General features: G+C 73.1%; 23 protein-coding genes and 1 pseudogene. 11 read left to right on the top strand and 13 right to left on the bottom strand.

Going from position 1 to position 24,017, the window contains the following annotated elements:
- Positions 1–27: 27 nt before the first annotated feature.
- From SGLAU_RS21600 to SGLAU_RS21585, 4 genes are all read left to right on the top strand, one after another.
- Entirely contained in the window at positions 28–864 is an 837-nt protein-coding gene (locus tag SGLAU_RS21600; protein ID WP_043503833.1) for a hypothetical protein, read from the top strand.
- The gene (locus tag SGLAU_RS21595) at positions 864–2,738 is read left to right on the top strand and encodes a fumarate reductase/succinate dehydrogenase flavoprotein subunit (protein WP_043503831.1); all 1,875 of its coding nucleotides are present in this window, start codon (positions 864–866) and stop codon (positions 2,736–2,738) included. Before SGLAU_RS21600 ends, SGLAU_RS21595 begins: the two co-directional genes overlap by 1 nt.
- Positions 2,735–3,511 (top strand): succinate dehydrogenase/fumarate reductase iron-sulfur subunit, encoded by a 777-nt coding sequence (locus SGLAU_RS21590; RefSeq protein WP_043503829.1) that lies wholly within the window; start codon positions 2,735–2,737, stop codon positions 3,509–3,511. Before SGLAU_RS21595 ends, SGLAU_RS21590 begins: the two co-directional genes overlap by 4 nt.
- Positions 3,512–3,745: 234 nt before the next feature.
- The gene (locus SGLAU_RS21585; protein WP_043503828.1) at positions 3,746–5,296 is read left to right on the top strand and encodes a hypothetical protein; all 1,551 of its coding nucleotides are present in this window, start codon (positions 3,746–3,748) and stop codon (positions 5,294–5,296) included.
- A gap of 106 nt (positions 5,297–5,402) precedes the next feature.
- On the opposite strand, the gene SGLAU_RS21580 is transcribed toward SGLAU_RS21585, so the two are convergent.
- From SGLAU_RS21580 to SGLAU_RS21555, 6 genes are all read right to left on the bottom strand, one after another.
- Entirely contained in the window at positions 5,403–8,015 is a 2,613-nt protein-coding gene (locus SGLAU_RS21580; protein WP_043503827.1) for a SpoIIE family protein phosphatase, read from the bottom strand.
- Between the two features lie 270 nt (positions 8,016–8,285).
- Positions 8,286–8,693 (bottom strand): ATP-binding protein, encoded by a 408-nt coding sequence (locus tag SGLAU_RS21575; protein ID WP_043503824.1) that lies wholly within the window; start codon positions 8,691–8,693, stop codon positions 8,286–8,288.
- A gap of 190 nt (positions 8,694–8,883) precedes the next feature.
- Complete coding sequence (locus SGLAU_RS21570; RefSeq protein WP_043503821.1) at positions 8,884–9,288, bottom strand: (deoxy)nucleoside triphosphate pyrophosphohydrolase; 405 nt, start codon at positions 9,286–9,288, stop codon at positions 8,884–8,886.
- A gap of 24 nt (positions 9,289–9,312) precedes the next feature.
- Positions 9,313–9,513, bottom strand: coding sequence for an SPOR domain-containing protein (locus SGLAU_RS21565; RefSeq protein WP_043503819.1), 201 nt, complete (start codon positions 9,511–9,513; stop codon positions 9,313–9,315).
- Between the two features lie 507 nt (positions 9,514–10,020).
- Positions 10,021–10,773 carry a GntR family transcriptional regulator gene (locus tag SGLAU_RS21560; RefSeq protein WP_043503818.1) on the bottom strand — a complete coding sequence of 251 codons (753 nt, stop codon included), beginning with the start codon at positions 10,771–10,773 and terminating at the stop codon, positions 10,021–10,023.
- Positions 10,774–10,946: 173 nt separating this feature from the next.
- Positions 10,947–12,176, bottom strand: a complete 1,230-nt coding sequence (locus SGLAU_RS21555; RefSeq protein WP_043503817.1) for a DUF4190 domain-containing protein — start codon at positions 12,174–12,176, stop codon at positions 10,947–10,949.
- Between the two features lie 81 nt (positions 12,177–12,257).
- Here SGLAU_RS21555 and SGLAU_RS21550 point away from each other — a divergent pair, with 81 nt between their 5' ends.
- Positions 12,258–13,454 carry a serpin family protein gene (locus SGLAU_RS21550; RefSeq protein ID WP_043503816.1) on the top strand — a complete coding sequence of 399 codons (1,197 nt, stop codon included), beginning with the start codon at positions 12,258–12,260 and terminating at the stop codon, positions 13,452–13,454.
- Positions 13,455–13,494: 40 nt separating this feature from the next.
- Here SGLAU_RS21550 and SGLAU_RS21545 read toward each other — a convergent pair whose 3' ends face one another.
- From SGLAU_RS21545 to SGLAU_RS21530, 4 genes are all read right to left on the bottom strand, one after another.
- Positions 13,495–15,081 (bottom strand): S8 family peptidase, encoded by a 1,587-nt coding sequence (locus SGLAU_RS21545; RefSeq protein ID WP_043503814.1) that lies wholly within the window; start codon positions 15,079–15,081, stop codon positions 13,495–13,497.
- Between the two features lie 221 nt (positions 15,082–15,302).
- A complete protein-coding gene (locus SGLAU_RS21540) occupies positions 15,303–16,133 on the bottom strand; it encodes an SDR family NAD(P)-dependent oxidoreductase (protein WP_043506884.1) in 831 nt (276 codons plus the stop codon).
- A gap of 338 nt (positions 16,134–16,471) precedes the next feature.
- On the bottom strand, positions 16,472–16,888 hold the full coding sequence (locus SGLAU_RS21535) for a PIN domain nuclease (protein WP_043503812.1): 417 nt from the start codon (positions 16,886–16,888) through the stop codon (positions 16,472–16,474).
- A complete protein-coding gene (locus tag SGLAU_RS21530; protein ID WP_043503810.1) occupies positions 16,885–17,136 on the bottom strand; it encodes a type II toxin-antitoxin system VapB family antitoxin in 252 nt (83 codons plus the stop codon). Before SGLAU_RS21530 ends, SGLAU_RS21535 begins: the two co-directional genes overlap by 4 nt.
- A gap of 410 nt (positions 17,137–17,546) precedes the next feature.
- Between SGLAU_RS21530 and SGLAU_RS36975 the strand changes: the two genes are divergently transcribed.
- Positions 17,547–17,846, top strand: a complete 300-nt coding sequence (locus tag SGLAU_RS36975; RefSeq protein ID WP_412556244.1) for a type II toxin-antitoxin system RelE family toxin — start codon at positions 17,547–17,549, stop codon at positions 17,844–17,846.
- Positions 17,847–17,979: 133 nt separating this feature from the next.
- On the opposite strand, the gene ychF is transcribed toward SGLAU_RS36975, so the two are convergent.
- Positions 17,980–19,068: a redox-regulated ATPase YchF gene (gene ychF, locus SGLAU_RS21525; RefSeq protein WP_043503809.1), complete on the bottom strand. Its 1,089-nt coding sequence runs from the start codon at positions 19,066–19,068 to the stop codon at positions 17,980–17,982.
- Between the two features lie 164 nt (positions 19,069–19,232).
- Here ychF and SGLAU_RS33815 point away from each other — a divergent pair, with 164 nt between their 5' ends.
- Positions 19,233–19,895, top strand: coding sequence for a DUF6542 domain-containing protein (locus SGLAU_RS33815; RefSeq protein ID WP_078957824.1), 663 nt, complete (start codon positions 19,233–19,235; stop codon positions 19,893–19,895).
- 91 nt (positions 19,896–19,986) lie between these two features.
- Here SGLAU_RS33815 and ppgK read toward each other — a convergent pair whose 3' ends face one another.
- On the bottom strand, positions 19,987–20,760 hold the full coding sequence (gene ppgK, locus SGLAU_RS21515) for a polyphosphate--glucose phosphotransferase (protein ID WP_043503807.1): 774 nt from the start codon (positions 20,758–20,760) through the stop codon (positions 19,987–19,989).
- Positions 20,761–20,789: 29 nt separating this feature from the next.
- Entirely contained in the window at positions 20,790–21,806 is a 1,017-nt protein-coding gene (locus SGLAU_RS21510) for a 4-hydroxy-3-methylbut-2-enyl diphosphate reductase (protein WP_099052844.1), read from the bottom strand.
- A gap of 116 nt (positions 21,807–21,922) precedes the next feature.
- Between SGLAU_RS21510 and SGLAU_RS36330 the strand changes: the two are divergent.
- The 4 genes and pseudogenes from SGLAU_RS36330 to SGLAU_RS21495 all read left to right on the top strand — a co-directional run.
- Positions 21,923–22,222: pseudogene (locus SGLAU_RS36330) on the top strand (amino acid permease); the annotation flags it as partial.
- Positions 22,223–22,254: 32 nt separating this feature from the next.
- Positions 22,255–22,464 (top strand): hypothetical protein, encoded by a 210-nt coding sequence (locus SGLAU_RS36325; protein ID WP_052413846.1) that lies wholly within the window; start codon positions 22,255–22,257, stop codon positions 22,462–22,464.
- Between the two features lie 65 nt (positions 22,465–22,529).
- Positions 22,530–23,750, top strand: coding sequence for an exodeoxyribonuclease VII large subunit (xseA, locus tag SGLAU_RS21500; RefSeq protein WP_043503804.1), 1,221 nt, complete (start codon positions 22,530–22,532; stop codon positions 23,748–23,750).
- Positions 23,747–23,998, top strand: coding sequence for an exodeoxyribonuclease VII small subunit (locus SGLAU_RS21495; protein WP_043503803.1), 252 nt, complete (start codon positions 23,747–23,749; stop codon positions 23,996–23,998). The genes xseA and SGLAU_RS21495 overlap by 4 nt, the downstream gene beginning before the upstream one ends.
- The last annotated feature ends 19 nt before the right edge of the window (positions 23,999–24,017 follow it).

Here is a 24,017-nt window from a genome sequence, read left to right as displayed (position 1 = left end):
CCACCCGAGCCGACCGGGAGTCACGCCTTGGCCACTGGTACGGAACCCCCGACCACAGCACGGCAGCCCCGCGCCGGCGGCGTCCGCGCCGCCGGCCGCGCGGCGATCGCCGCCCCGCACCTGCGGACCGACCGCTGGTGGCTGGCGCCCGCCGCCACCGCCGCCGGACTGCTCGCCTTCGTCGTCTACTCGACCTGGCGGGCCTTCGCCAACACGGACTACTACGCGGCGCCGTACGTCTCGCCGTTCTACTCCCCCTGCCTGGCGGAGAACTGCGCGCCCATGAAGGCCGGCCCGAACTGGGAGATCTTCGGCGGCTGGTGGGGCATCTCCCCCGCGATCATCATCCTGATCTTCCCGCTCGGCTTCCGCCTGACCTGCTACTACTACCGCAAGGCCTACTACCGGGGCTTCTGGGCTTCCCCGCCGGCCTGCGCGGTCGCCGAGCCGCACAGGAAGTACACCGGGGAGACCCGCTTCCCGCTGATCCTCCAGAACGTCCACCGCTACTTCTTCTACGCGGCGCTCCCGGTCGCGGGCATCCTCACCTACGACACCGTGCTCGCCTTCCGCGACGAGCACTACGACTGGGGCCACATGGGCCTCGGCACCCTGGTGTTCGTCGTCAACATCACCCTCATCTGGGCGTACACCCTCTCCTGCCACTCCTGCCGGCACATCGTCGGCGGCAGGCTCAAGCACTTCTCCCGGCACCCCGTGCGCTACCGCATGTGGCAGTTCGTGGGGAGGCTCAACGCCCGGCACATGCTGCTCGCCTGGACGTCGCTGGCGAGCGTGGCACTCGCCGACCTCTACGTCTGGCTCGTCGCGTCCGGTGTCTTCGAGGATCCGAGGTTCTTCTGATGTCCGTGGTCGAGCGGCAGGAGTGGGACGTCGTCGTGGTCGGGGCCGGCGGGGCGGGACTGCGCGCCGCCATCGAGGCCCGCGAGCGCGGCGCCCGTACGGCGGTGATCTGCAAGTCCCTGTTCGGCAAGGCGCACACGGTGATGGCCGAGGGCGGCATCGCGGCGGCCATGGCCAACGCCAACGAGAACGACACCTGGCAGGTCCACTTCCGCGACACCATGCGCGGCGGCAAGTTCCTCAACCAGTGGCGGATGGCCGAGCTGCACGCCCAGGAGGCGCCCGACCGGGTGTGGGAGCTGGAGACCTGGGGCGCCCTGTTCGACCGGACCGGCGACGGGCGGATCTCGCAGCGCAACTTCGGCGGCCACGAGTACCCGCGCCTCGCCCACGTCGGCGACCGCACCGGGCTGGAACTGATCCGCACCCTCCAGCAGAAGACCGTCGCCCTCCAGCAGGAGGACTTCGCGGCCACCGGTGACTACGAGTCCCGCCTCAAGGTCTTCCAGGAGTGCACGGTCACCCGGGTGCTGAAGGACGGCGACCGGGTCTCCGGCGTCTTCGGCTACGAGCGCGAGAGCGGCCGCTTCTTCGTGCTGGAGGCACCCGCCGTGGTGATCGCCACGGGCGGCATCGGCAAGTCCTTCAAGGTGACGTCGAACTCCTGGGAGTACACCGGCGACGGCCACGCGCTGGCCCTGCTCGCCGGCGCTCCCCTGCTGAACATGGAGTTCGTGCAGTTCCACCCGACCGGCATGGTCTGGCCGCCGTCGGTGAAGGGCATCCTGGTCACCGAGTCGGTGCGCGGCGACGGCGGGGTGCTCAGGAACTCCGACGGCAAGCGGTTCATGTTCGACTACATCCCGGACGTCTTCAAGGAGAAGTACGCCGAGACCGAGGACGAGGCCGACCGCTGGTACGAGGACCCGGACCACAACCGGCGCCCGCCCGAACTGCTCCCCCGCGACGAGGTCGCCCGGGCCATCAACACCGAGGTCAAGGAGGGCCGGGGCTCCCCGCACGGCGGGGTGTTCCTGGACGTGTCGACCCGGATGCCCGCCGAGGTGATCAAACGGCGGCTGCCGTCGATGTACCACCAGTTCAAGGAGCTGGCCGACGTCGACATCACCGCCGAGGCGATGGAGGTCGGGCCGACCTGCCACTACGTGATGGGCGGCATCGCCGTCGACTCCGACTCGGCGGCGGCGCGCGGGGTACCCGGACTCTACGCGGCCGGTGAGGTGGCGGGCGGGATGCACGGCTCCAACCGGCTCGGCGGCAACTCGCTCTCCGACCTGCTGGTCTTCGGCCGCCGCGCGGGCTGGCACGCGGCGGAGTACGCGCGCGGCTCGGCGGGCGCCCGCCCGGCCGTGGACGACGCCCAGGTGGACGCGGCGGCCCAGGAGGCGCTGCGGCCGTTCTCGGTGACCGGCGAGAACCCGTACACCCTGCACCAGGAACTCCAGCGCACGATGAACGACCTGGTCGGCATCATCCGCCGCCAGGGCGAGATGGAGCAGGCCCTGGAGACCCTCGCCGAGCTGCGCGCCCGGGCCGCGCGGGCCGGTGTCGAGGGCCACCGCCAGTTCAACCCGGGCTGGCACCTGGCCCTGGACCTGCGGAACATGCTGCTGGTCAGCGAGTGCGTGGCCCGGGCGGCGCTGGAGCGCACCGAGTCGCGCGGCGGCCACACCCGGGAGGACTTCCCGGGGATGGACCGGGCGTGGCGGCGGGTGAACCTGCTGTGCGCGCTCGCGGGGGACGCCGTCGCCCTGTCCCGGGAGACGACCGCGCCCATCCGCCCGGACCTGCTCGCCCTGTTCGAGAAGGAGGAGCTGGTCAAGTACCTCGCCGAAGAGGAGCTGTACGCATGAGCGGCTACGAGGCCCGCTTCAAGGTGTGGCGGGGTGACGCGCACGGCGGCGGCCTGGAGGACTTCCGGGTCGAGGTGAACGAGGGCGAGGTGGTCCTGGACATCATCCACCGCCTCCAGGCGACGCAGGCCCCCGACCTGGCCGTGCGCTGGAACTGCAAGGCAGGCAAGTGCGGTTCGTGCTCCGCGGAGATCAACGGACGGCCGCGGCTGATGTGCATGACCCGGATGTCGGTGTTCACCCGTGAGGAGACGGTCACCGTCACCCCGCTGCGGGCCTTCCCGGTGGTGCGGGACCTGGTGACGGACGTCGGCTTCAACTACCGCAAGGCGCGGGAGGTGCCCGCCTTCGTGCCGCCCGCCGGAGTCGGTCCGGGCGAGTACCGGATGATGCAGGAGGACGTGGACCGCTCGCAGGAGTTCCGCAAGTGCATCGAGTGCTTCCTGTGCCAGGACACCTGCCACGTGGTGCGCGACCACGAGGAGAACAAGGCGGCGTTCGCCGGTCCCCGGTTCCTGATGCGGATCGCCGAGCTGGACATGCATCCGCTGGACGCGGCGGCCGAGAGCGGCGTCGACCGCAAGAGGACCGCCCAGGACGAGCACGGCCTCGGCTACTGCAACATCACCAAGTGCTGCACCGAGGTCTGCCCCGAGGGCATCAAGATCACCGACAACGCCCTGATCCCGCTGAAGGAGCGGGCCGTGGACCGCAAGTACGACCCGCTGGTGTGGCTCGGCTCCAAGATCAGGAGACGGTCCTCGGCAGGCTGAGCGGCCGCCCGGCGCGGTGTCCCGCGACGGCCCGCGCCGCCGCCGGCCGCGGGCGGCCGCCCCGCGGGGGGGGGCGAGGTCGTCGCGGGCGGGGACGCACGGACCGTGGCGGCTCTCCCCGCGACGGGGCCGGACCGCGCCCGCGCGCGGCCGGGAGCGGTCCACCGCGCCCCGGGTTCCACCGCGGACGCGCCCCGCTCGCGACGCCGCGCTCCTGCTCGTACGCTCCGGAATGTGACCACCTCCCCGGCCCGGGGCCACCCGCGGCGCGCGACCACGCACCTGTCCGCGCGGGTGGCCCACGCCGTGCTGGGCGCGGTGGTCGCGGTGCTGTGGCTGGCCCTGCCGGGGACGACCACCCCCGAGGAGGCCCGCGCGGTCCTCGCGCCCGGCCCCGGCGCGTCCGCGCAGCGGGCGGAGGCCGAGGAGACCGCCACCGCGGATCTGGTGCTGCCGCTGCTCGCGGTGGGCGCGGCCGCCGTGATCGGCGGGTACGCGTACGTCCGGCGCGGTCGCCGCGCCCGCACGGCCCCGGGCGGCCCGCCGCCGGGCCCGGCGACCGGAGTGCCGCTCGCCGACCTGGACGAGCGGGCGCGGGCGGTGCTGGTCGCGGCGGACGACTGGGTGCGCACCAGCCGTGAGGAACTGGAGTTCGCCGAGCTGGGTCTCGGCACCGGGGCCGTGGCGCCGTACGCCCGGACGCTCGCCGCCGCGCGTGCCGAGCTGACGGAGGCGTTCCGGATGCGGCAGCGGTACGACGAGGGGATCCCCGGCGATCAGGCGGCGCGGCGGCAGGCGCTCGCCGGGATCGTCGGCCGGTGCGTGGAGGCGGGCCGGCTGCTGGACGCGGAGGCCGCCGGGTTCGACCGGCTGCGCGAGACGGGGGACGGGCTCGCCGGGGCGCTGGAGGTCGCCGAGACCCGCTTCCGGGAGCTGACCGGGCGGACCGGGACGGCCGGGGCACTGCTCGGAGAACTCGCCGGGCGGTACCCGCGCGCCGCGCTCGCCCCGGTCGCCGGACACGTCGAACAGGCCAAGGACCGCCTGGTGTTCGCGACCGCGGGGCTCAACCAGGCCCGGCAGTGCGCGGACCGCGGCGAGCACGGCCCGGCCGCCGCGCGGCTGCGGGCCGCCGAGGGCGCCATCGCCCAGGCGGACCTCCTGGTGCGGGCCGTCGGCCGGCTGGCCGCCGAGCTGTCCGAGGCCGCCGCGCTGCTCCCGGCCGCACTGACGGGGGCGGAGGCCGAACTGGCGGGGGCCCGCGAGCGGGCGGGCGCGGCGAGCGCCCCCGGCGGCGAACAGCGGGCGCGGGTCCTGCACGCCGACGCGGTCCTGGCCGCCGTACGCGAGGAGGTGACCGCCGGGCCGTACGACCCCCTCGGCCTGCTCCACCGAGTCGTCCGGGCGACCGCGCCGGTCGCGGACGGACGGGCGGGGGTGCTGCCGGCCGCCGCCGCGCTGGCCGCCCGGAGTGCCGTCGCCGCGGCGGAGGACTTCGTCGCCGTCCACCGGGGCGCGGTCGGCGCCGAGGCCCGGACCAGGCTGGCCGCGGCGCACGACGCGCGGCGGGCCGACCCGCTCGCCGCGCATTCGCTGGCCCGGCAGGCCCGGCAGCTCGCCGAACGGGACGTCCGCGCCCACGGCCACCCGGACGCCGCGCCCGGTACCGGGACCGCCGGTGCCCTGCTCGGCGGCATCCTGCTGGGCCCGGACCCCGTCACCGCCCCCGCCGCGGGCTTCGGCGGCCCGGGCACACGGGCCCGCCACGGCCCTGCCCTGTCGTGACGGCGACACGACCCCGGGGAACGCCAGGCGACACCGCCGAGGGGGAGGTCGTGGCTCTGCCGGGCTCCCGGCGCGCCGGTCCGGCCTCTGCTCCCACGAGGCAGCCCTAGAACAGGCTCAGCAGTGCCTCCGCCGGGTCCGCCACGCCGTTCTCGCCGTCCGGCAGGGGCAGTTCGAACCAGACCGTCTTGCCCCGGTGGGTGCGGCGGGAGCCCCAGGCGGCGGAGAGCAGGCCGACGAGCTGGAGGCCCCGGCCGCCCTCGTCGGTGTCGCGGGCCCGGCGGCGGCGCGGCTGGACCAGGCCGGAGTCCCACACCTCGCAGACCAGGGTGCGGTCCAGCAGGAGCCGGAGCCTGATCTCGCCCTCGCCGTAGCGCAGGGCGTTGGTGACCAGTTCGCTGACCAGGAGCTCCGCGGTGTCGACCAGCGGCTCCAGGTCCCAGGAGAGCAGTTGGCCGCGGGCGTACTCACGGGCCCGGCCCACGCTGCGCGGCTCGCGCGGCAGCGTCCAGTCGCCGACGGACTCGGCGGGCAGGCCCTGGACGCGGGCCATCAGCAGGGCGATGTCGTCCTCGCCGTGGTGGGTGTCCAGGGTGTCGAGGACGTCGTCGCAGACGTCCTCCAGCGGGCTGGCCGGGTCGGTGAGCGCGCCCACGAACGCCTGCAGCCCCTCGTCCAGGGGGTGGTCGCGGGACTCGACCAGGCCGTCCGTGTAGAGGGCGAGCAGCGCGCCCTCGGGCAGTTCGACCTCCACCTCCTCGAACGGCTCCCCGCCCACGCCGAGCGGCAGTCCCGGCGGCACGTCCAGCATCAGCGCCGGCTCGCCGGGTTCGACCAGAACCGGCGGGAGGTGACCGGCGTTGGCGAAGGTGCAGCGCCGGGTGACACTGTCGTACACCGCGTACACGCAGGTCGCGAGGTACACCTCGGACAGGTCGGCCTCGCGGGGGCGGCGGGCGGCGCGGGTGGCCTGCTGGATGCCCCCGGGCGTGCCGAGGCCGCGCGCGATCTCGTCCAACTGGGAGAGGACCTCCGCCGGTTCCAGGTCGAGCTGGGCCAGGGTCCGTACGGCGGTGCGCAGTTCGCCCATGGCGACCGCCGCGCGCAGACCGCGCCCCATCACGTCGCCGACGACCAGCGCGGTGCGGTGGCCGGGCAGTTCGATGACGTCGAACCAGTCGCCGCCGACCTCGCTGGGCCGTCCGGTGGAGGCGTTGCCGGGCAGGTAGCGGCAGGCGATGTCGAGGCCCGCCGCGACCGGGTCGCCGGGCGGGAGCAGGGACCGCTGAAGGATCAGCGCGCGTTCGTGCTCGCGCCGGTAGAGGCGGGCGTTGTCGATGCAGACGGCGGCGCGTGCGGCCAGCTCCACGGCGAGGTCGCGGTCCCGGTCGCCGAACGGCTCGCTGCCCTTCGCCCGGGAGAACTGGGCGAGTCCCACGACGGTGTCGTGGGCGACCATGGGCACCGCGAGGGTGGACTGCACGAGCCCGCCCTCCTCCGGGGGGACGAGCCGCGGGCGGGCGGTGCGCAGGGCGTCCGCGCAGGGCGAGTTGAACGGATAGTGGTGGACCGCGCCGACCTTGACCGGCCGGCCGGTGCCGGCGAAGGGGGCGTCGGACACGGCGCTGGCGAAGGCGACCCGGCGCAGTTCGGCGCTGCCGTCGGGCAGGCCGGGCGGGGTCTCGTCGCCGACGAGCAGGCCCTGGTAGAGGTCGACGGTCGCCAGGTCGCAGAAGCCGGGGACGACGACGTCGAGGAGTTCCCGGGCGGTGGTCTCCAGGTCGAGGGAGTTCCCTATGCGGGCGCCGGCCTCGTTGAGCAGGGCGAGATTGCGCCGTGCGGCGGCGGCCTCCCGGGCCGCGGCCCGGCGGGAGGTGATGTCGGTTCCCAGCCAGGCGACGCCGATGGGCCGGCCGCTTCCGCTGTGCACCCGGTAGAGGTTGACCGACCAGTGCCGTCGCTCGTCGGAGCCGGGCACGAAGCCCGTGACGTGCATGTCCGTGATGGAGTCACCGGTCTCCAGGACGCGGCGCAGGGTGGCGGAGACCCGGTCGGCCTCGGCGCGCGGCAGATAGTCGTGGACGCCCTTGCCGCGGTGGTCGTCGGGTGTGCCGCCGAAGATCGAGGCGAATCGCTGGTTGGCGCGGCGCACTCGCAGATCGGTGTCGATCAGCAGGAACCCGAACGGTGATTGACCGAAAATCGCCTGCGAGGCGGCGAGATCCGTCTCGATGCTGCGCAGCACCCGGACGTCCACGACGATGCAGACCGCGGCCTTCTCGCCGTCCTCGGTCCGGGTGGGCATCACATAGACCTCGGCGAGCCCGTCCGTGCCGCGCCCGCCGTCCGGGTCCGGGGTGCGGAAGGGGACGACGCCGGTCCACTCCCGCCCGTCCAGGATCTCGGACATCTTGCGCTGGCCGCGCTCGCGCAGGTCGGGGTCGACGAACGCCGCGATGGGGTCCATGCCGACGGCCCGGTCGGCCGGGATGCCGAACAGCTGCTCGGCGCGCAGGCTCCACTGGTCCACCAGCCCGTCCGGGCCGATGGAGAAGGAGGCGACCTTGATGTAGTCGTAGATCGAGCCGGGCGGACTGCTCTGCCACAGGGCTCCGGCGGGCGGCAGCTGTGCGGAACCGTCCGCGGCACCCGCGGCCCCCGCCCTCGCGCCGTCCGACGGGTCCTCGGACTCCGTGGCCTTCGCTGGTATCTCGCTCACGCGAACCGTCCCCTCCAGCTCACCGCGTCCGGCACCGGTCACCGGGGGCGGCTGCCCGCAGTATCCAGCACTACGGCGCCGCACAACACGGTGTTCACGATCACAGCACAGTCCAAGTGCTTTTCGGACCGTACTGCGCGAACACTTCCAGTCTTCTAACCAGCGGACATGCCCCCGAATCCCGCTGCCGGGCACGGGCGGTCCGACCGGCTGCGCGCACCCGGGCGGCCGTACGGCGAGCGCGGCGCCGTTCGGGCTCGCCGTACGGCCTCAGGCCGGCACCGCCAGCTCGAACCAGACCGTCTTTCCGGTGCCGCCCGAGCGGCTGCCCCAGCGGCGCGAGGCGGAGGCGACGAGTTGCAGTCCGCGGCCACTCTCGTCATCGGGGCGGGCGGCGCGCTCCAGCGGCAGGTCCGGGAGGGGGTCGGAGACCTCCACCAGCAGCACGGCGGGCGGCCCGGCGGGACGCACCAGGCGCACGCCGATCGGGCCGGTGGCGTGCCGCAGGGAGTTGGTGACGAGTTCGCTGACCAGGAGGACCGCGAGGTCACCGAGGCTGTCCAGGCCCCAGTGGTGGAGCTGGCCGCGGACGGCGGCCCGGGCGGTGCGCACGGCTCCCGGGTCCGCGGGGAAGGTCCACTCGGCGCGGTCGCCTTCGGTGTCGAGCACGCCGATCACATCCCCGGCAAAGCAAGCCCACCCATGTCCGGTTTAGTGGGGTTACTGGCCCCATACCCGATATGCGGGGGGTGCTACCGCGTGAGGGGGCGCTCTGTGGCACGAACGGCGTACGAGGCGCGGGAGTCGCGCGGCGGGCGCTCCCGCCCCCTCGCCGGACCGTGCCGGCACCACCTGGCTCCGCCCGGACCTAGCCCGCGGCGAGGCGGGCGGCGATCTCCCGCACCGCCGGGACGTCCTGGTCCAGCCAGTCGACGTCCCACATCTCGGCCGGGGTCAGCCAGCGCAGCGCGTCATGGTCCTGGAGTGCCTTCGGGGCGGCGGAGCCGGGGCGCAGCCGAGCGGTCCAGACGTGCAGGACGTACGGATTCCTCAGGGGCCACTCCCCCGGCACCCGTTCGACGGCCTCGCTCTCGACGCCCAGCTCCTCGCGCAGCTCGCGCACGAGGGCGGCGTCGGGGGACTCGCCGGGTTCCACCTTGCCGCCGGGCAGCTCCCACCGGCCGGCCAGCTCCGGGGGCGCACTGCGGCGCGCGGCGAGCAGGCGGCCGTCGTCGAGCAGGGCGGCTCCGACCACCACGGTGCGTTGCGTCATGCACCGGAGCCTATCCAGGGCCGGTCAGCCGAGGGGGTCCTCCCCGCCCGGGCCGTTCTGGTCGATCCGCTGGACCCAGTAGAGCTGCTTGTGTCCGCGGCTGTCGAGGCTGTCCGCGATCTTCTGGGCCTCGGCGCGGGTCGCGTACCGGCCGACGCGGTAGCGATTGCCGTTGTCGTCCTGGCGTATGACGAGCCAGGGAAGAGTGACCGTGCTGTCGTTCATCGCGCCCCTCCGCTGCCCGTCCTCGCCCCGCGCGCCCCGCCCGGTAAGGAAACCGCAATCCGCATATGCCCGAGCCTACGCCTAACCTTCACTGAGCGAATACGGCTTTTCACGAAGAGGTACACAACAAGCCGACCACCCAGGGGGCGCACGATATCGAACGCGCCGTCGAGCCGGACCACTACATCCGGTCAGCGTCATCTCGGCCGCCCGGGGGCGACCTGCGGGGAAGGCCGGATCGCGCCCGGCGCGCGGCACCGGCCCGGCCCGCGCCGGCCACGCGGGCGCCCCCGGCGACCGCCGTGAGGGCGTGCGCCGCCGGACACGAGTGCGCTCCCGTGGCGCACGGGGTTCCCCGGAACGGGCGGACGGGTCGGGGGCGAGGGGGCGTGCGAGCCGGGACGAGCGGGCGTGCGGAGCGCGGGACACCGGGCGGGGAAAGGGCGGGCGGGAACGCGGGGCCCGGAGCCCGGCGCGCCCCGCGCGGGAAAGGGCGGGCCGGAAGCGTTACTTGACCGGCAGGTGGTAGGCCACGCGGTAGCGGTCCGCCGGGATGACCACGTCGGCGGTCTCCACGGGCCGGCCGGAGGCGTAGAAGGTGCGCTGGACGACGAGCACGACGTGGCCAGGGACGCCGCCGAGGGCGTGCAGTTCCTCGGCGAGGCCGGGGCGGGCACCGACCTCCTCGGTGACGTTGTCCACGACCACGTCGATGGCGGCCATGCGCTCGACGACGCCCATGCCGCCGAGCGGTCCCTCCTCGGGCAGCATCACGGGGGTCCGGCCGGTGACGGCCAGGGGCTCCCAGGAGGTGGAGAGCATCATCGGCTCCCCGCCCTCGCGGTAGAGGTACCTGGTGCGCATCACACGGTCGCCGGGCTTGAGGCCCAGCCGCTCCGCGACGGGCACGCTCGCCTCCGCCTGCTCGCTGCCGGACTCCCAGGTGCCGCGCGCCGTGGTGTCGGCCTGCTCCTGGCGGAAGGGGGTGGGGGTGTCGGCGGGGCGGAACCCGGAGCGGGCGATGCGCCGGGGCACGGGCCGCTCCCGCACATAGGTGCCGGACCCGGAGCGCCCCTCGACCAGCCCCTCGGCCATCAGGACCTTGCGGGCCTCCAGCGCCACCGTGTCGGAGACCCCGTACTCCTCGCGGATGCGGGCCTGGGACGGCAGCCGGGTGTGCGGTGGCAGCAGACCGTCGACGATCTTCTTGCGGAGATCACCCGCGACACGCAGGTACGCCGGCTGCTCACCGAATGTCACTGGCCGCTCCCATCAGGTTGTACGGACAGCAACAGCGTGGCAACCGTAGGTTGTCCCGGGCAAGCAAAGGCCAAGGAATCACTCGATGTGATGACTTGCCCCCAGGACACCCTTTACGCAGGCACTTTCTCCCGCTATAGCCGGTCTCACACCTCGTCCACCGGTCCGCCGTGTTACACGTCGAGGCCGGTGTCGCCGTGGCCGCCGCTCCCCGTGTCGCCGTCGTCCTCGTAGTCGTAGTCCGGCGGGCTGGTGTCCAGGCCCAGCGCCTCGCGCACGTCGATCGTCCGGGCCCCGTCGTAGAACGCGTACCCGGCGTCGTAGTGCTCGTAGAAGGTGTCCGCGTCGCTCGCGGAGGCCGCCTTCGCCCAGTGGCCGCGGGCCGTGTCCAGTTCCTTCAGCAGGGCGGCCACGGGCTGCTCGGCACCGGCGGGCCAGGTGTGGCCGCGCAGTGCCCCGGCCTGGGCGGCGACCCCGTCGCGGACCTCGGCGGCCCACTCGGTGTTGGCGTCGAGGTCGTCCTCGGCGTACTCCTCGGGCTCGCCCTCCAGCACGGCGTCGAGGTCGCGCACCGACTCCAGGTAGGCGAGCTGGTCGGCGTCGAGCGTGGTCGCGTCGTTGCGCAGGGACCCGGTGAGGGTGCCCTTCCCGTCCGTGTGGCCGAAGACGCAGGTGATCTCGCGGTCGCCGAGCCGCCAGCTCTGCTCGGTCGGGGTGAGGTAGTAGAGGTCGACGTGCTCGGGCACGGCCCAGGCGTCCAGGGCGTAGTCGCTCTGGAGCGTGTAGCACCGGTCCTCGGCCACCGTCGACAGGCGGGCGTCCCCGGGGAAGGAGCCGTCCGGCACGGTGACCGTGGCGAACACCTCGCCGTCGTGCTCACCGCCGCAGGGGACGATGTCGAGGTCGTACGTCACGCCCTCCAGGGAGCCGCCGGGCGCGTCGAAGCACTGGCCCTTGTGCACGGAGAGGGTCTCCTCGGCGGCGCCCTCCTTGAACCCCTCCCAGAAGTCGGCGGCCACGCCGGTGGGCACGGCCACCGCCCACAGCGCCAGTCCGGCCGACGACAGCACGGAACCGGCGATCGCCATGCCCTTGCCGCGCTCGCCCTTCTTCCCGATCTGCCGCAGCGCCACCACTCCCAGCACCAGCCCGACGGCCGGCAGGAAGCACAGCACGCCCAGGACGAGCGCGGCGATGGCGAGGCCGTTGACCGGGGGTTCCGGCTGGTAGGGGTACGGGCTCCAGGCGCCGTGGGGCGCGGGCCCGTACGGGCCCTGGTACGGCCCCGGCTGGTAGGGGCCCGGCTGGTAGGGACCCGGCTGGTACGGCCCGGGCGGCTGGGGAGCGGGGTACTGGCCGGGGCCCTGGGGCCGGTCGGGCCCGGGAGGCGGCGGTGTGGACACGGGTACCGTGCTCCTGACTCGGATCGTGAGGAACTGACGTACGACTTGGCGCATGGTAAGCGGGGGGACGGTGGGCGGGGCATGCGGGTCACGAACACGACGATCCGGGCGGTCAACGCGCTGACGGCGCGCTGGGCGCGGACGGTCCGAGGCGCCACCGTGTTCTCGGCGCCCGGGGTGTGGCCGCTGCTCGCCCTGCTCGCGGACGGCGCCGGGGGCGCGGCCCGGGCCGAACTGGCGGACGCCGTGGGGCTGCCCGCCGCGCGGTCGGCGGCGGCGGCCCGGGAACTGCTGGCCGGGCTCGCGGCACTGCCCGGTGCCGGGGCGGCGGTGGGCCTGTGGACGGCGCGCACGCTGGAGCTGCGCGAGGCGTGGCGGGCGGGGCTGCCCGGCGCGGCGCACGGGGTGCTGAGCGGGGACGCCGAGGCCGACCGGGCCGCCCTCGACGCCTGGGCGGCCGAGCGGACCGGGGGCCTGGTGCCGGGCATGCCGGTGCCGCTGGCGGAGCGGCCCGAGCTGGTGCTGGCCGGCGCCCTGGCCCTGCGCACCCGGTGGCTGCGGCCGTTCGAGGAGTACGCGCTGTGCCCGGAGGACGGGCCGTGGGCCGAGCGGGTCCTGGCCGGGCTGTGGCGGCGCGGCGAGGTGCTGGACCGCGTCGGTGTCGCGGACACCGCGCACGGCTGCGTCACCGAGCTGAAGGTGCTGGGCGGCGGCGCCCTCGACGTCCATCTGCTGCTCGGTGAGCAGCACATGACGCCCGGCCGGGTGCTGGCGGCCGGCGTGGACGTGCTCGCCCGGCGCTGTCCGGTCGTGCCCGGGCCCGCCCTGCCGTACGGGGACGCGGGGCCGGGACTGTCCGTCGTCCGGGAGCTGTCGGAGCGGCCGCGGCCGCCGGTGCTGGAGGTGACCGTTCCGGCGTACGCCGTCTGCGCGAGCCACGATCTCCTCCAGCGGCACGCCCTGTTCGGGCTCACCACCGCGCGGGACGACACGGCCGGCCACTTCCCCGGCGTGAGCGCCCGCCCGCTCGCGGTCGGCTCCGCCGGACAGGCCGTCACGGCCCGGTTCGCAGCGCTGGGCTTCGAGGCAGCGGCGGTGACGGCGCTCGGCGCGGTCGCCGGTGGGATGCCGCGGCTGCGCTGGCGGGTCACCACCGTCGAGGCCCGCTACGACCGCCCGTTCGGCTTCCTCGCCGTGCACCGGCACACGCGGCTCGTCCTCGCGGCGGGCTGGGTCACGGACCCGGAGCCCTTCCGCGAGGACGAGGACGATCACTGAGGAACTGCCGGACGGCTGCCGGGGAAAGACGGTCCCGGGATCAGAACTGGAGGGCCCAGGTGTCGATCCGCCCGGTGTCGTAGGACGCGTTGTCGCTCACCCGGAGCTTCCAGGTGCCGTTGGCGGCCTCCGAGGAGGCGTTGACCGAGTAGGTGGTGTTGATGTTGTCCGAGCTGCCGCCGGTGCCGTAGCCCTTGAGGGTGTAGGCGGTGCCGTCGGGGGCGATCAGCTGGACCTGGAGGTCGCCGATGTAGGTGTGGACGATGCCGACCTGGACGGCCAGCGTGGCGGGCGCGTTGCCGGAGACGCCGGAGACCGTGATCGGGGACTCCACGGTGGCGTTGTCGCTGATCGGGTAGTCGGAGGTGTTCTCGAACCTCGGTCCGGGCGGGGTCGTGCCGCCGCCGCCGACGTACAGCAGCCGGTTGGGCGAGCCGGTGCCCGGGTTGGTGACCACGTCGGGGGTCGCCGCGGTGGTCAGTGCCGAGGACACCTGGGCGGGCGTGGCCGTCGGGTTGTCGGCCAGGTAGAGCGCCGCCGCTCCGGCGACGTGGGGGGTCGCCATCGATGTGCCGGAGATGGTGTTGGTGGCGGTGTCGCCGGTGTTCCAGGCGGAGGTGATGGAGGAGCCCGGGGCGAACAGGTCGAGGACCGTGCCGTAGTTGGAGTAGCTGGCGCGGGCGTCGGAGGAGGTGGTGGCGCCAACCGTGATCGCCTCGGTGACCCGGGCGGGCGAGCGGGTGGAGGCGTTGGTGCTCTCGTTGCCCGCGGCGACGGCGAAGGTGACGCCGGAGGCGATCGCGTTGCGTACGGCGGTGTCGATCGCGGTGTCCGCCCCGCCGCCGAGGGACATGTTGGCCACGGCCGGCTTGACCGCGTTCCTGGCGACCCAGTCGATACCGGCGACGACCTGGGCCGTCGTGCCGGAACCGGAGTTGTTCAGCACCCGGACGCCGACGATCCTCGCCTTCTTGGCGACGCCGTACGCGCTGCCCGCGACCGTGCCGGCGACGTGCGTGCCGTGGCCGTGGCCGTCCTGGGCGACGTTGTCGTTGTCGATGGCGTCGTAGCCGTTGAAGGCGCGGCCCCCGAAGTCGCTGTGGGTGATGCGGACACCGGTGTCGATGACGTACGCCGTCACGCCCTGCCCGGCGGAGTCCGGGTAGGTGTAGGAGTTGTTCAGCGGGAGGGCGCGCTGGTCGATGCGGTCCAGGCCCCAGGAGGGCGGGCTGGGCTGGGTGGCGTCGATGCTGAGGGTGCGGTTCTGCACGACGGAGGCGACGGCCGGGTCGGCGGCGAGCCGCTCGGCCTCGGTCTCGGAGGCCTCGATGGCGTAGCCGTTGAGGGCCTTGGTGTAGGTGCGCTCGATGGTGGCGCCGTACTTCCTGGCCAGGGCGCGCCCCTCGGCGGAGCCGGAGCGGGCCTCGCCGGGCTTGAGGGTCACGATGTAGCTGCCGGGCACGGCGTTGGCCGCGTCCTCGTACTGGATGCGGCCTTCGGCGGCAGCCTGCGCGGCGCCGGCGGGCAGCGCGGAGACCAGGCCCGCGGCGAGCGCCGCGGTGCTCGCGACGGCGATCGCGGCCAGTCTTCGCCGGGTGGTGCGGTGGGGAGTACGCATCACTGCCATCTGAGGGGTCCTCCTCGATCGGTGGTGCGCCGGTGGGGGGCACACGCGTACGGCAGGGTCATGTCAACCCGGTCGCGTACGGGGTGCGTCAGCCGAAAGATTGAGCCCTCCACAGGAATTGCACAAGGGCCCTGCACCGACCGAAACAGCGAGCGGTGCGCGCCGAGTGACGGACCGTCACCGCCGCCGGAGGTGTGTCGTGCCTCCGGCGGCGGCGCCCGTCAGGCGTCGAACCCGGTGTGCCGGGTGCGCTTCTCCCACCCGGTGACCTCCCCGCGCACCTGGTCCAGGTGGTCGAGGACGGCCGTGACCGCGTCATCGCCGAGCGGCAGACGCAGCGGCGTCTCCTCCGCCTCCAGGGCGGCCAGGATCAGCGCCGCCGCCTTCGCCGGGTCACCGGCCTGGGTGCCGTCGCCCCCGGCGACGTACGCACGGGTCTGCGTGACCTTCGGATAGGCCCCGCCGTCCTGGCTGAAGCCCGCGCGGTTGCCCTCGAACAGCGAGGTGCGGAAGGCCCCCGGCTCGACGACGAGCACCTTGATGCCGAACTCGGCCACCTCGTCGGCGAGCGCCTCGGACATCCCCTCCAGGGCGAACTTCGTCCCCGAGTACGCCGCGAACCCCGCGAACGACAACTGCCCGCCCACGCTGCTCATCTGCACGATCGCACCCGACCGCCGCTCCCGCATGAACGGCAGCACCGCCCGGGTCAGGGCCGCCGGCCCGAAGACGTGCAGATCGAACAGGGCCCGCAGTTCGTCGTCCGTGGTCTCCTCGAACGCGCCGACGTGCGTCCGGCCCGCGTTGTTGACCAGGACGTCGATCCGCCCGTGCCGGTCCACCACGTCCCGCACCGCCGCCTCGGCCGCGCCGATGTCGGTCACGTCCAGCCGCAGCGCCTCCATCCGCTCCGGGTGCGCGGCCACCAGCCCCTCCAGCGCCTCCGTACGCCGGGCGGCTCCCACCACCACGTCCCCGGCGGCCAGCGCCGCCTCGGTGATCGCCCGCCCGAAACCGCTGGTCGCCCCCGTGATCAGCCAGACCTTGCTCATGATCCCCTCCATGCACGGCAGTTGTGTCGCCCACCACCTTGCGCGAAAAGGATGTTGCTCGCGCGGCTTTTCCCATGGTGAGACCGGGTCCGGCGGGCACACGGCCGAACCCGGACACGCGGTGGCGAGAAGACAGCCCCCGGACAGCCCGCAGGTTCCCCCGCGACACGGCCCTCCGCGTCTCAAGCGCACGACCACACGGTGCAGCGGCACTCCATCACAACCTGCTCGACCTGCGGGTATGTGGGCGCGCCCCAGCACCGTCCCAGCGGGGAATTCGCGACATTCGGCGCCGAGAACGCTACCCAACATCTGCGGGCGCCGGTGCCTGGTCCAGCTCAGTCGGCGGTGCCCGGCTCCACGACCCACTCGGCTTGCAGACCGCTCACCGAAGCGATCATGTCGAAGTCGCCGTCGTAGTGCAGGACCGTGGCTCGATGCCGCTCGGCGGTTGCCGCGATGAGGACGTCGGCCAGCGACAGCGCCCGGTGAAAGCCGGCGTTCAGGGCCAGGGCCTGGATCTCGAGCGCCCGCTCGAACTCTTCGTCGTTGCAGGGCAGGTAGTCGAGACCGCGTAGCAGGGTGCGCAGTCGCAGCGCCTCGGGCTTACCGCGCGCCGAGTACAGAACCTCGTACTCGGTCGGAGCGCACACCGCCAGGAGCCCATCGCGGTCCAGCGCGTCCAGCCGCGCCCGCACCGCCGGTCTGACCCGGCGGGCCAGCGCGGACTTGTCGACGAGGTAGCGCCCCTTCACGCCGCCGAGGCCCCGCCTTCGCGCTTCAGGGTGCCGTCCGGATTCCGCGGCCCCGTCTGCGAACGGATTTCCGCGAAAACGTCCTCGAACTCGCCGTCATCCATGGCGTCGAACAGCTCCCGGCGCAGCCGCAGCTTCACCCCCTCCTCCATGGCCGCCCGCACTGCGGCGGCCTTGGTCTTCACGCCGTACAGCCGCATCGCCTGCTCGACGATCTCCTCGTCGAGATCGATCACAGTCCTGGCCATCAGTCATTCCTCCACAACCCGACGACCCAATAAGGATATCAATCGAGCCTGAAAAATGACATCAGAGGGCGGAGGTGCGTCGATGACGCCTCCACGGTGCGGATGCCCTTCGGTTGCCCGTCGCCCACGAGTGGGATGTCGACCGGGTCGGCTTGCCGTCAGGCCCCTTGCGACCGAACACTTGATGGCGAACCACTTGCCCTTACGGCCCGCGTCGGTCCGTATCTCGTCCAGCGTGTGCGGGAAGGTCTGCACCGTCACCGATTGGCCCGCGGGGTTGCCGGGCGCGGCAAACTGCACTCCTCGCGACGATCGTCTCGTGATCACGGGCGACTCTCACGAGAGTGGAACCAGCACCGGCAGACCATCCGCATACCTGCGCGATCCCAGCACGATACGGATGACCGGGGATGACGACAGATGACGAGAGGCCGGCTAGCTACACGTTGAAGCGGAGCATGCATCACAGGGCTCCCCCCTGCGGAAACGCGGTACCGAAGGTGTCCATCCAGCACCTGTCCAGCACGGTGAGAGGTCATCCAGCACATCCAGCACGACACAACCCGCTCAACAGCACCGCGCTCGAGTCACAGCCAGAACGCCGTCGACTGCGGGTCGGCGACTACCGAGTCGTCTACACGAGCGACGGCGGGGAGCTCGTAGCGTGGGCCCTCCATGTCGGGCATCGCTCCACCGTGCACGACACCTGATCCCGACTGATCCAACGTCTGAACACCCAGCGCGAATCAGCACGGTAATGACGAAGGGGCCGGCTCCTGGAGGAGCCAACCCCTTCTGACCTGCATGCCTGCCACATCAACGATGTGGTGTCATCTCATCCGGTCACACGTTGAACCGGAACTCCACCACGTCCCCGTCCTGCATGACGTAGTCCTTGCCCTCCATGCGGGCCTTGCCCTTCGCGCGGGCCTCGGCGACCGAGCCGGCCTCGACGAGGTCGTCGAAGGAGATGACCTCGGCCTTGATGAAGCCCTTCTGGAAGTCGGTGTGGATGACACCGGCGGCCTCGGGGGCGGTGGCGCCCTTCTTGATGGTCCAGGCGCGGGATTCCTTCGGGCCGGCCGTCAGGTAGGTCTGGAGGCCGAGGGTGTCGAAGCCGACGCGGGCGAGGGTGGCGAGGCCGGGCTCGGTCGCGCCGACCGACTCCAGCAGCTCCATGGCGTCCGCCTCGTCCAGCTCGGCGAGGTCCGCCTCCAGCTTGGCGTTCAGGAAGATCGCCTCCGCCGGGGCGACCAGGGCGCGCTGCTCGTTCTTGAAGTCCTCGTCCGTGAGCTCGTCCTCGTCGACGTTGAAGACGTAGAGGAAGGGCTTGGTGGTGAGCAGGTGCAGGTCGTGCAGCAGCTCGGCGCGCTCGCTGCCCTGGACGACGCCGTGCGCGAAGAGCGTGTCGCCCTTCTCCAGGATCTCCTTGGCCTCCTCGACCGCCTTGACCTTGGGCGCGACGTCCTTCTTGATCCGCGACTCCTTCTGGAGCCGGGGCAGGACCTTCTCGATCGTCTGCAGGTCGGCGAGGATCAGCTCGGTGTTGATCGTCTCGATGTCGTCCTTCGGCGAGACCTTGCCGTCGACGTGGACGACGTTCTCGTCCTTGAAGGCGCGGATGACCTGGCAGATCGCGTCCGACTCACGGATGTTCGCGAGGAACTTGTTGCCCAGGCCCTCGCCCTCGGACGCGCCGCGGACGATGCCCGCGATGTCGACGAAGTCGACGGTCGCCGGGAGGACGCGCTCCGACTTGAAGATCTCGGCCAGTTTCGCCAGACGGGCGTCGGGGACGCCGACCACGCCGACGTTGGGCTCGATGGTGGCGAACGGGTAGTTGGCCGCCAGCACGTCGTTCTTGGTCAGGGCGTTGAACAGGGTCGACTTGCCGACATTCGGCAGGCCGACGATTCCGATCGTGAGCGACACGTTGCGACTTCCCGTACGTGAGATGAGGACTGGCGGAGTGGGCCGATCCACCAGTCTACGGGGTGCCCGCCCCGGCCCGGCGATGCCTCGGACGCTTGACCGAGCGGGGACGCCCGGCGTGTCGGACGGGCTATTCGGCACATAAACCGACCTAAGTTGGGTCAGTGGAGCAACACAGGACACGCCCCCCGCAGCCAGGACCGCGCCGCGGCGTCCCCGCGCACCTGCCGCCGCAGGCGGCCCGCGGTGGCGTCCGCACGCCCCGGCAGCCCCCGCAGGACGTCCAGGGCCCTCGGGCACCGCGGATCCCGCCGGTCCGGCAGGCGCGGCCGGCCGGGCAGCGGCGCGCCCGGCCGGAGCGTCCCGGCCGCGCCCCGGCGCCCGCCCGGCAGCCCGCCTCCACCCCCGGCCGGGCGATCCGCCGGCCGCCCGGCCCACGGCTGACCGGACTGGGGTGCGGTCTGTTCTGCGCCGCCGTGATGCTGGTCCTCGCCTTCCTGGACCGGCTGCTGTTCGGCGCCTCCCAGCTGGTGTACGGCGTGCTGTTCCTTCCGGTGTGCGTGCTGACCGCGTTCTGGGTGCGCCGGGGGGACCTGGTGAGCGCGCCGGTCGTGGTGCCGATCGCCTTCCTGCTGGGCCTGCTCCCGCTCGCCGGGGGCGACGGGCTCGGCGCCCGGCTGATGGCCCTGTTCACGGCACTGGCGACGCAGGCCGGATGGCTGTACGGCGGAACCCTGCTCACCGGCTCCATCGTGACCGTGCGCAAGCTGAGGCTGATGGCCCGGCGGGCCGCGGCCGCCCGCGTCCGCCCGCCCGTGGGCACCTGACCGGGCAGACGTCCCCTAAGGGCACCCGGCCCGCGGTGGCCGGATCCTGCCGGGCCGCGCGCCCGGGTGCCGCTGCCCGCCCGGGGCGGGCTCAGCCGGCCCCGGGCGCGTCCCCGGTCGGGCCGTCCGTCGCCGCGTGCATCGCCGCGCCCACGATGCCCGCGTTGTTCTGGAGCTGCGCGGGGACGATCTCGGCCTTGATGCCCTCGATGAAGTGCAGGAACTTGTGCGCCTTGCGGCTCACGCCGCCACCGATGACGAACAGCTCCGGGGAGAAGAGCATCTCCACGTGGGCCAGATACCGCTGGACCCGCTCGGCCCACTCCTGCCAGGACAGGTCGTGGTCCTCTTTGGCCTTGCTGGAGGCCCGCTTCTCCGCGTCGTGGCCGTCCAGCTCCAGGTGGCCCAGCTCGGTGTTGGGCACGAGGGTGCCGTCGACGAACAGGGCGCTGCCGATGCCGGTGCCGAAGGTGAGCAGGACGACCGTCCCCTTGCGGTCGCGTCCGGCGCCGAAGGACATCTCGGCGACGCCCGCGGCGTCCGCGTCGTTCACCACCGTGACGGGGAGCCCGCCGAGGCGGTCGGAGAACAGCGCGCGGGCGTCGGTGTCGATCCAGCTCTTGTCGACGTTGGCCGCCGTGCGGACGGTGGATCCGCCGGTGACCACCCCCGGGAAGGTCAGCCCGACCGGTCCCGTCCAGCCGAAGTGGTCGATGACCTGCTTGACGCCGTCCGCCACGCCGTCGGGGGTCGCCGGGTGGGGGGTGAGCACCTTGTGGCGCTCGGCCGCCAGGTCGCCCCTGCCGAGGTCCACGGGGGCACCCTTGATTCCGGATCCGCCGATGTCCACGCCGAAGATCTGCATGGCTCCACGTTACGACGGACGACTGACGGTCATGCCCCCGCGGCGCCCGCGCCGCCCCGCTCGGCGACCAGCGCCGCCGCTTCCTCGCGCAGATCGCGGCGCAGCTCCTTGGGCAGCGAGAAGGTGATGGACTCCTCTGCGGCCTTGACGATCTCCACGTCCTCGAAACCGCGCCGGGCCAGCCACTCCAGCACCTGCTCCACCAGCACCTCCGGCACGGAGGCGCCCGAGGTGACGCCGACCGTGGTCACGCCCTCCAGCCAGGCCTCGTCGATCTCGTCGGCGAAGTCGACCAGGTAGGAGGCGCGGGCGCCGGCCAGCTTGGCGACCTCGACGAGCCGCTTGGAGTTGGAGGAGTTGCGGGAGCCGACGACGATCACCAGGTCGGCCTCGGCGCCCATCTGCTTCACGGCGAGCTGGCGGTTCTGCGTGGCGTAGCAGATGTCGTCGCTGGGCGGGGAGATGAGCTGCGGGAACTTCTCCTTGAGCGCGTCGACGGTCTCCATGGTCTCGTCGACGGAGAGGGTGGTCTGGGACAGCCAGACGACCTTGGAGGGGTCGCGCACCTCGACCTTCGCCACGTCACCCGGGCCGTCGACGAGCTGGATGTGGTCGGGGGCCTCGCCGGAGGTGCCGATGACCTCCTCGTGGCCCTCGTGGCCGATCAGCAGGATGTCGTAGTCCTCGTTGGCGAAGCGGACGGCTTCCTTGTGCACCTTGGTGACCAGCGGGCAGGTCGCGTCGATGGTGGCGAGGCGGCCCTGCCTGGCCTCCTCGTGGACGACGGGGGCGACGCCGTGCGCGGAGAACATGACGATGTTCCCCGGGGGGACCTCCTCGGTCCGCTCGACGAAGATCGCGCCCTTCTTCTCCAGGGTCTGCACCACGTACTTGTTGTGGACGATCTCGTGGCGGACGTACACGGGGGCCCCGTACTGCTCCAGGGCCTTCTCGACGGCGATCACGGCGCGGTCCACACCCGCGCAGTAGCCCCGGGGGGCGGCGAGCAGGACACGGCGGCCAGGCGAAGCAGTCATGGCACCCATCGTAAGGCCGCGTTCGGGGGGTCAGAGATCGCGGCCGGGTCACGTCGCCGGGGAGACTGGCCCTGGGCGGGGCGGGGCGGTACGGAACCGGACGAACGCGACGCGCGGAGGAACCGATGTCCGACACCGGCACGGCGGTCCCCCGGTCCGGCGACCACCATGGCCTGTGCCGCAGCCTGGGCTTTCGCGACCTGGTGGTCTACGGGCTGCTGTTCATCGCCCCCATGGCCCCGGTGGGCGTGTTCGGCACCCTGGACGCGCGGTCGCACGGTGCGGTGGCGCTGGTCTATATGGCCGCCACGGTCGCGATGGCGTTCACCGCGTTCAGCTACGCGCAGATGGTGCGGGTCGTCCCCCAGGCGGGCTCGGTGTTCGCCTACGCGCGCGTGGCGCTCGGCGACGGGGCCGGTTTCGTCCGCTGACCGCGTTCACCCTGCTGCACGCGAGCGTGCTGGCCTGGTTCGCGCTGTGGCGGCGCGGCGGGCCGGTGAGCCGGTGGCGGCATGTGCTGGTGCCGCTGCTGGGGGCGGCGGTCACCGTCGCCGTGATCGTGGAGGCGTCGGGGGCGGCGCAGGTGGTGGGTGCCGGGTGGCTGGCGGCGGGCCTGCTGGTGCTCGCCGTCCAGCGGGGCCGCCGCCGCCCCGGGGAGGCCGGCTGATGCGGCACTCCGCGCCCGGCGCAGGCCGCACCGGATTGTCGGTGGGTGCCGTTACGCTCACGAGCATGGCTGTGAACACGTCCCCGGAATCCCCGCTCCCCGTCGGTGAGGTGTCGCGGCTCATCGGGGGGTGGATCGACCGGCTCGGCGCGGTGTGGGTCGAGGGGCAGATCACCCAGTTGTCCCGGCGGCCGGGCGCGGGCGTGGTCTTCCTGACGCTGCGCGACCCGTCGTACGACATCTCGGTGAGCGTCACCTGCTACCGGCAGGTGTTCGACACCGTGGCCGACGTCGTCAGCGAGGGCGCGCGGGTGATCGTGCTGGCGAAGCCCGAGTGGTACGCGCCGCGGGGGCAGCTGTCGCTGCGGGCGGCGGAGATAAGGCCGGTGGGCGTCGGCGAGCTGCTGGCGCGGCTGGAGCAGTTGAAGAAGGCGCTGGCGGCCGAGGGCCTGTTCGCGCCGGAGCGCAAGAAGCCGCTGCCCTTCCTGCCGCAGCTGATCGGCCTGGTCTGCGGTCGCGCCTCGGCGGCGGAGCGGGACGTGCTGGAGAACGCCCGGCACCGCTGGCCGCACGTCCGCTTCGAGGTGCGCAACGTCGCGGTGCAGGGTGTCCACGCGGTGCCGCAGGTGGTCCAGGCGGTGAAGGAGCTGGACGAGATCGACGACGTGGACGTGATCATCGTCGCCCGGGGCGGCGGCAGCGTGGAGGACCTGCTGCCGTTCTCCGACGAGCAGCTGGTGCGGGCGGTCGCCTCGTGCCGTACGCCGGTGGTGTCGGCCATCGGCCACGAGCCGGACAATCCACTGCTGGACCATGTGGCCGATCTGCGTGCCTCCACCCCGACGGACGCCGCCAAGAAGGTGGTGCCGGACGTCGGCGAGGAGGCCGAGCGGGTGCGGCAGCTGCGCGACCGGGCGCGGCGCTGTGTGGAGGCGTTCGTCGACCGGGAGGAGCGCGGGCTGGCGCACGCGCTGGCGCGTCCGGTGATGGAGAATCCGCACCGGATGATCGACGAGCGCTCGGACCTGGTGGACTCGCTGACCGGGCGGGGCCGCCGTTGCCTGGGGCATCTCCTGGACCGCGCCGAGTCGGAGCTGACCCACACCCACGCGCGCGTGGTGGCCCTCTCGCCCGCTGCCACGCTCCAGCGGGGGTACGCCGTGCTGCAGGGGGCCGACGGGCACGTGATCCGCGATCCGGGCGAGGTCTCGCCGGACGAGGCGCTGCGCGCGCGGGTGGCCGAGGGCGAGTTCTCCGTACGAGTCGAACCTAGGGTGAGCGGATGACCAGCAAGGTGGAAGAGGCGCTCGGCTACGAGCAGGCCCGGGACGAGTTGATCGAGGTCGTCCGGCGGCTGGAGGCGGGCGGTACGACGCTGGAGGAGTCCCTGGCGCTCTGGGAGCGCGGGGAGGAGCTGGCCAAGGTGTGCCGCCGTTGGCTGGAGGGCGCGCGGGCCCGGCTGGACGCGGCGCTGGCGGAGGAAGCCGCTGCGGAGGAGGCCGGGACGGCGCCCTCCGAGGGCGAGCCGCGGTAGGCGGTCCGGCGGCGGGCCC

Source organism: Streptomyces glaucescens (assembly GCF_000761215.1).
GTDB lineage: Bacteria > Actinomycetota > Actinomycetes > Streptomycetales > Streptomycetaceae > Streptomyces > Streptomyces glaucescens_B.
Note: the sequence above shows the minus strand (reverse complement) of the source record. Positions and strands in the feature narration are given on the sequence as shown.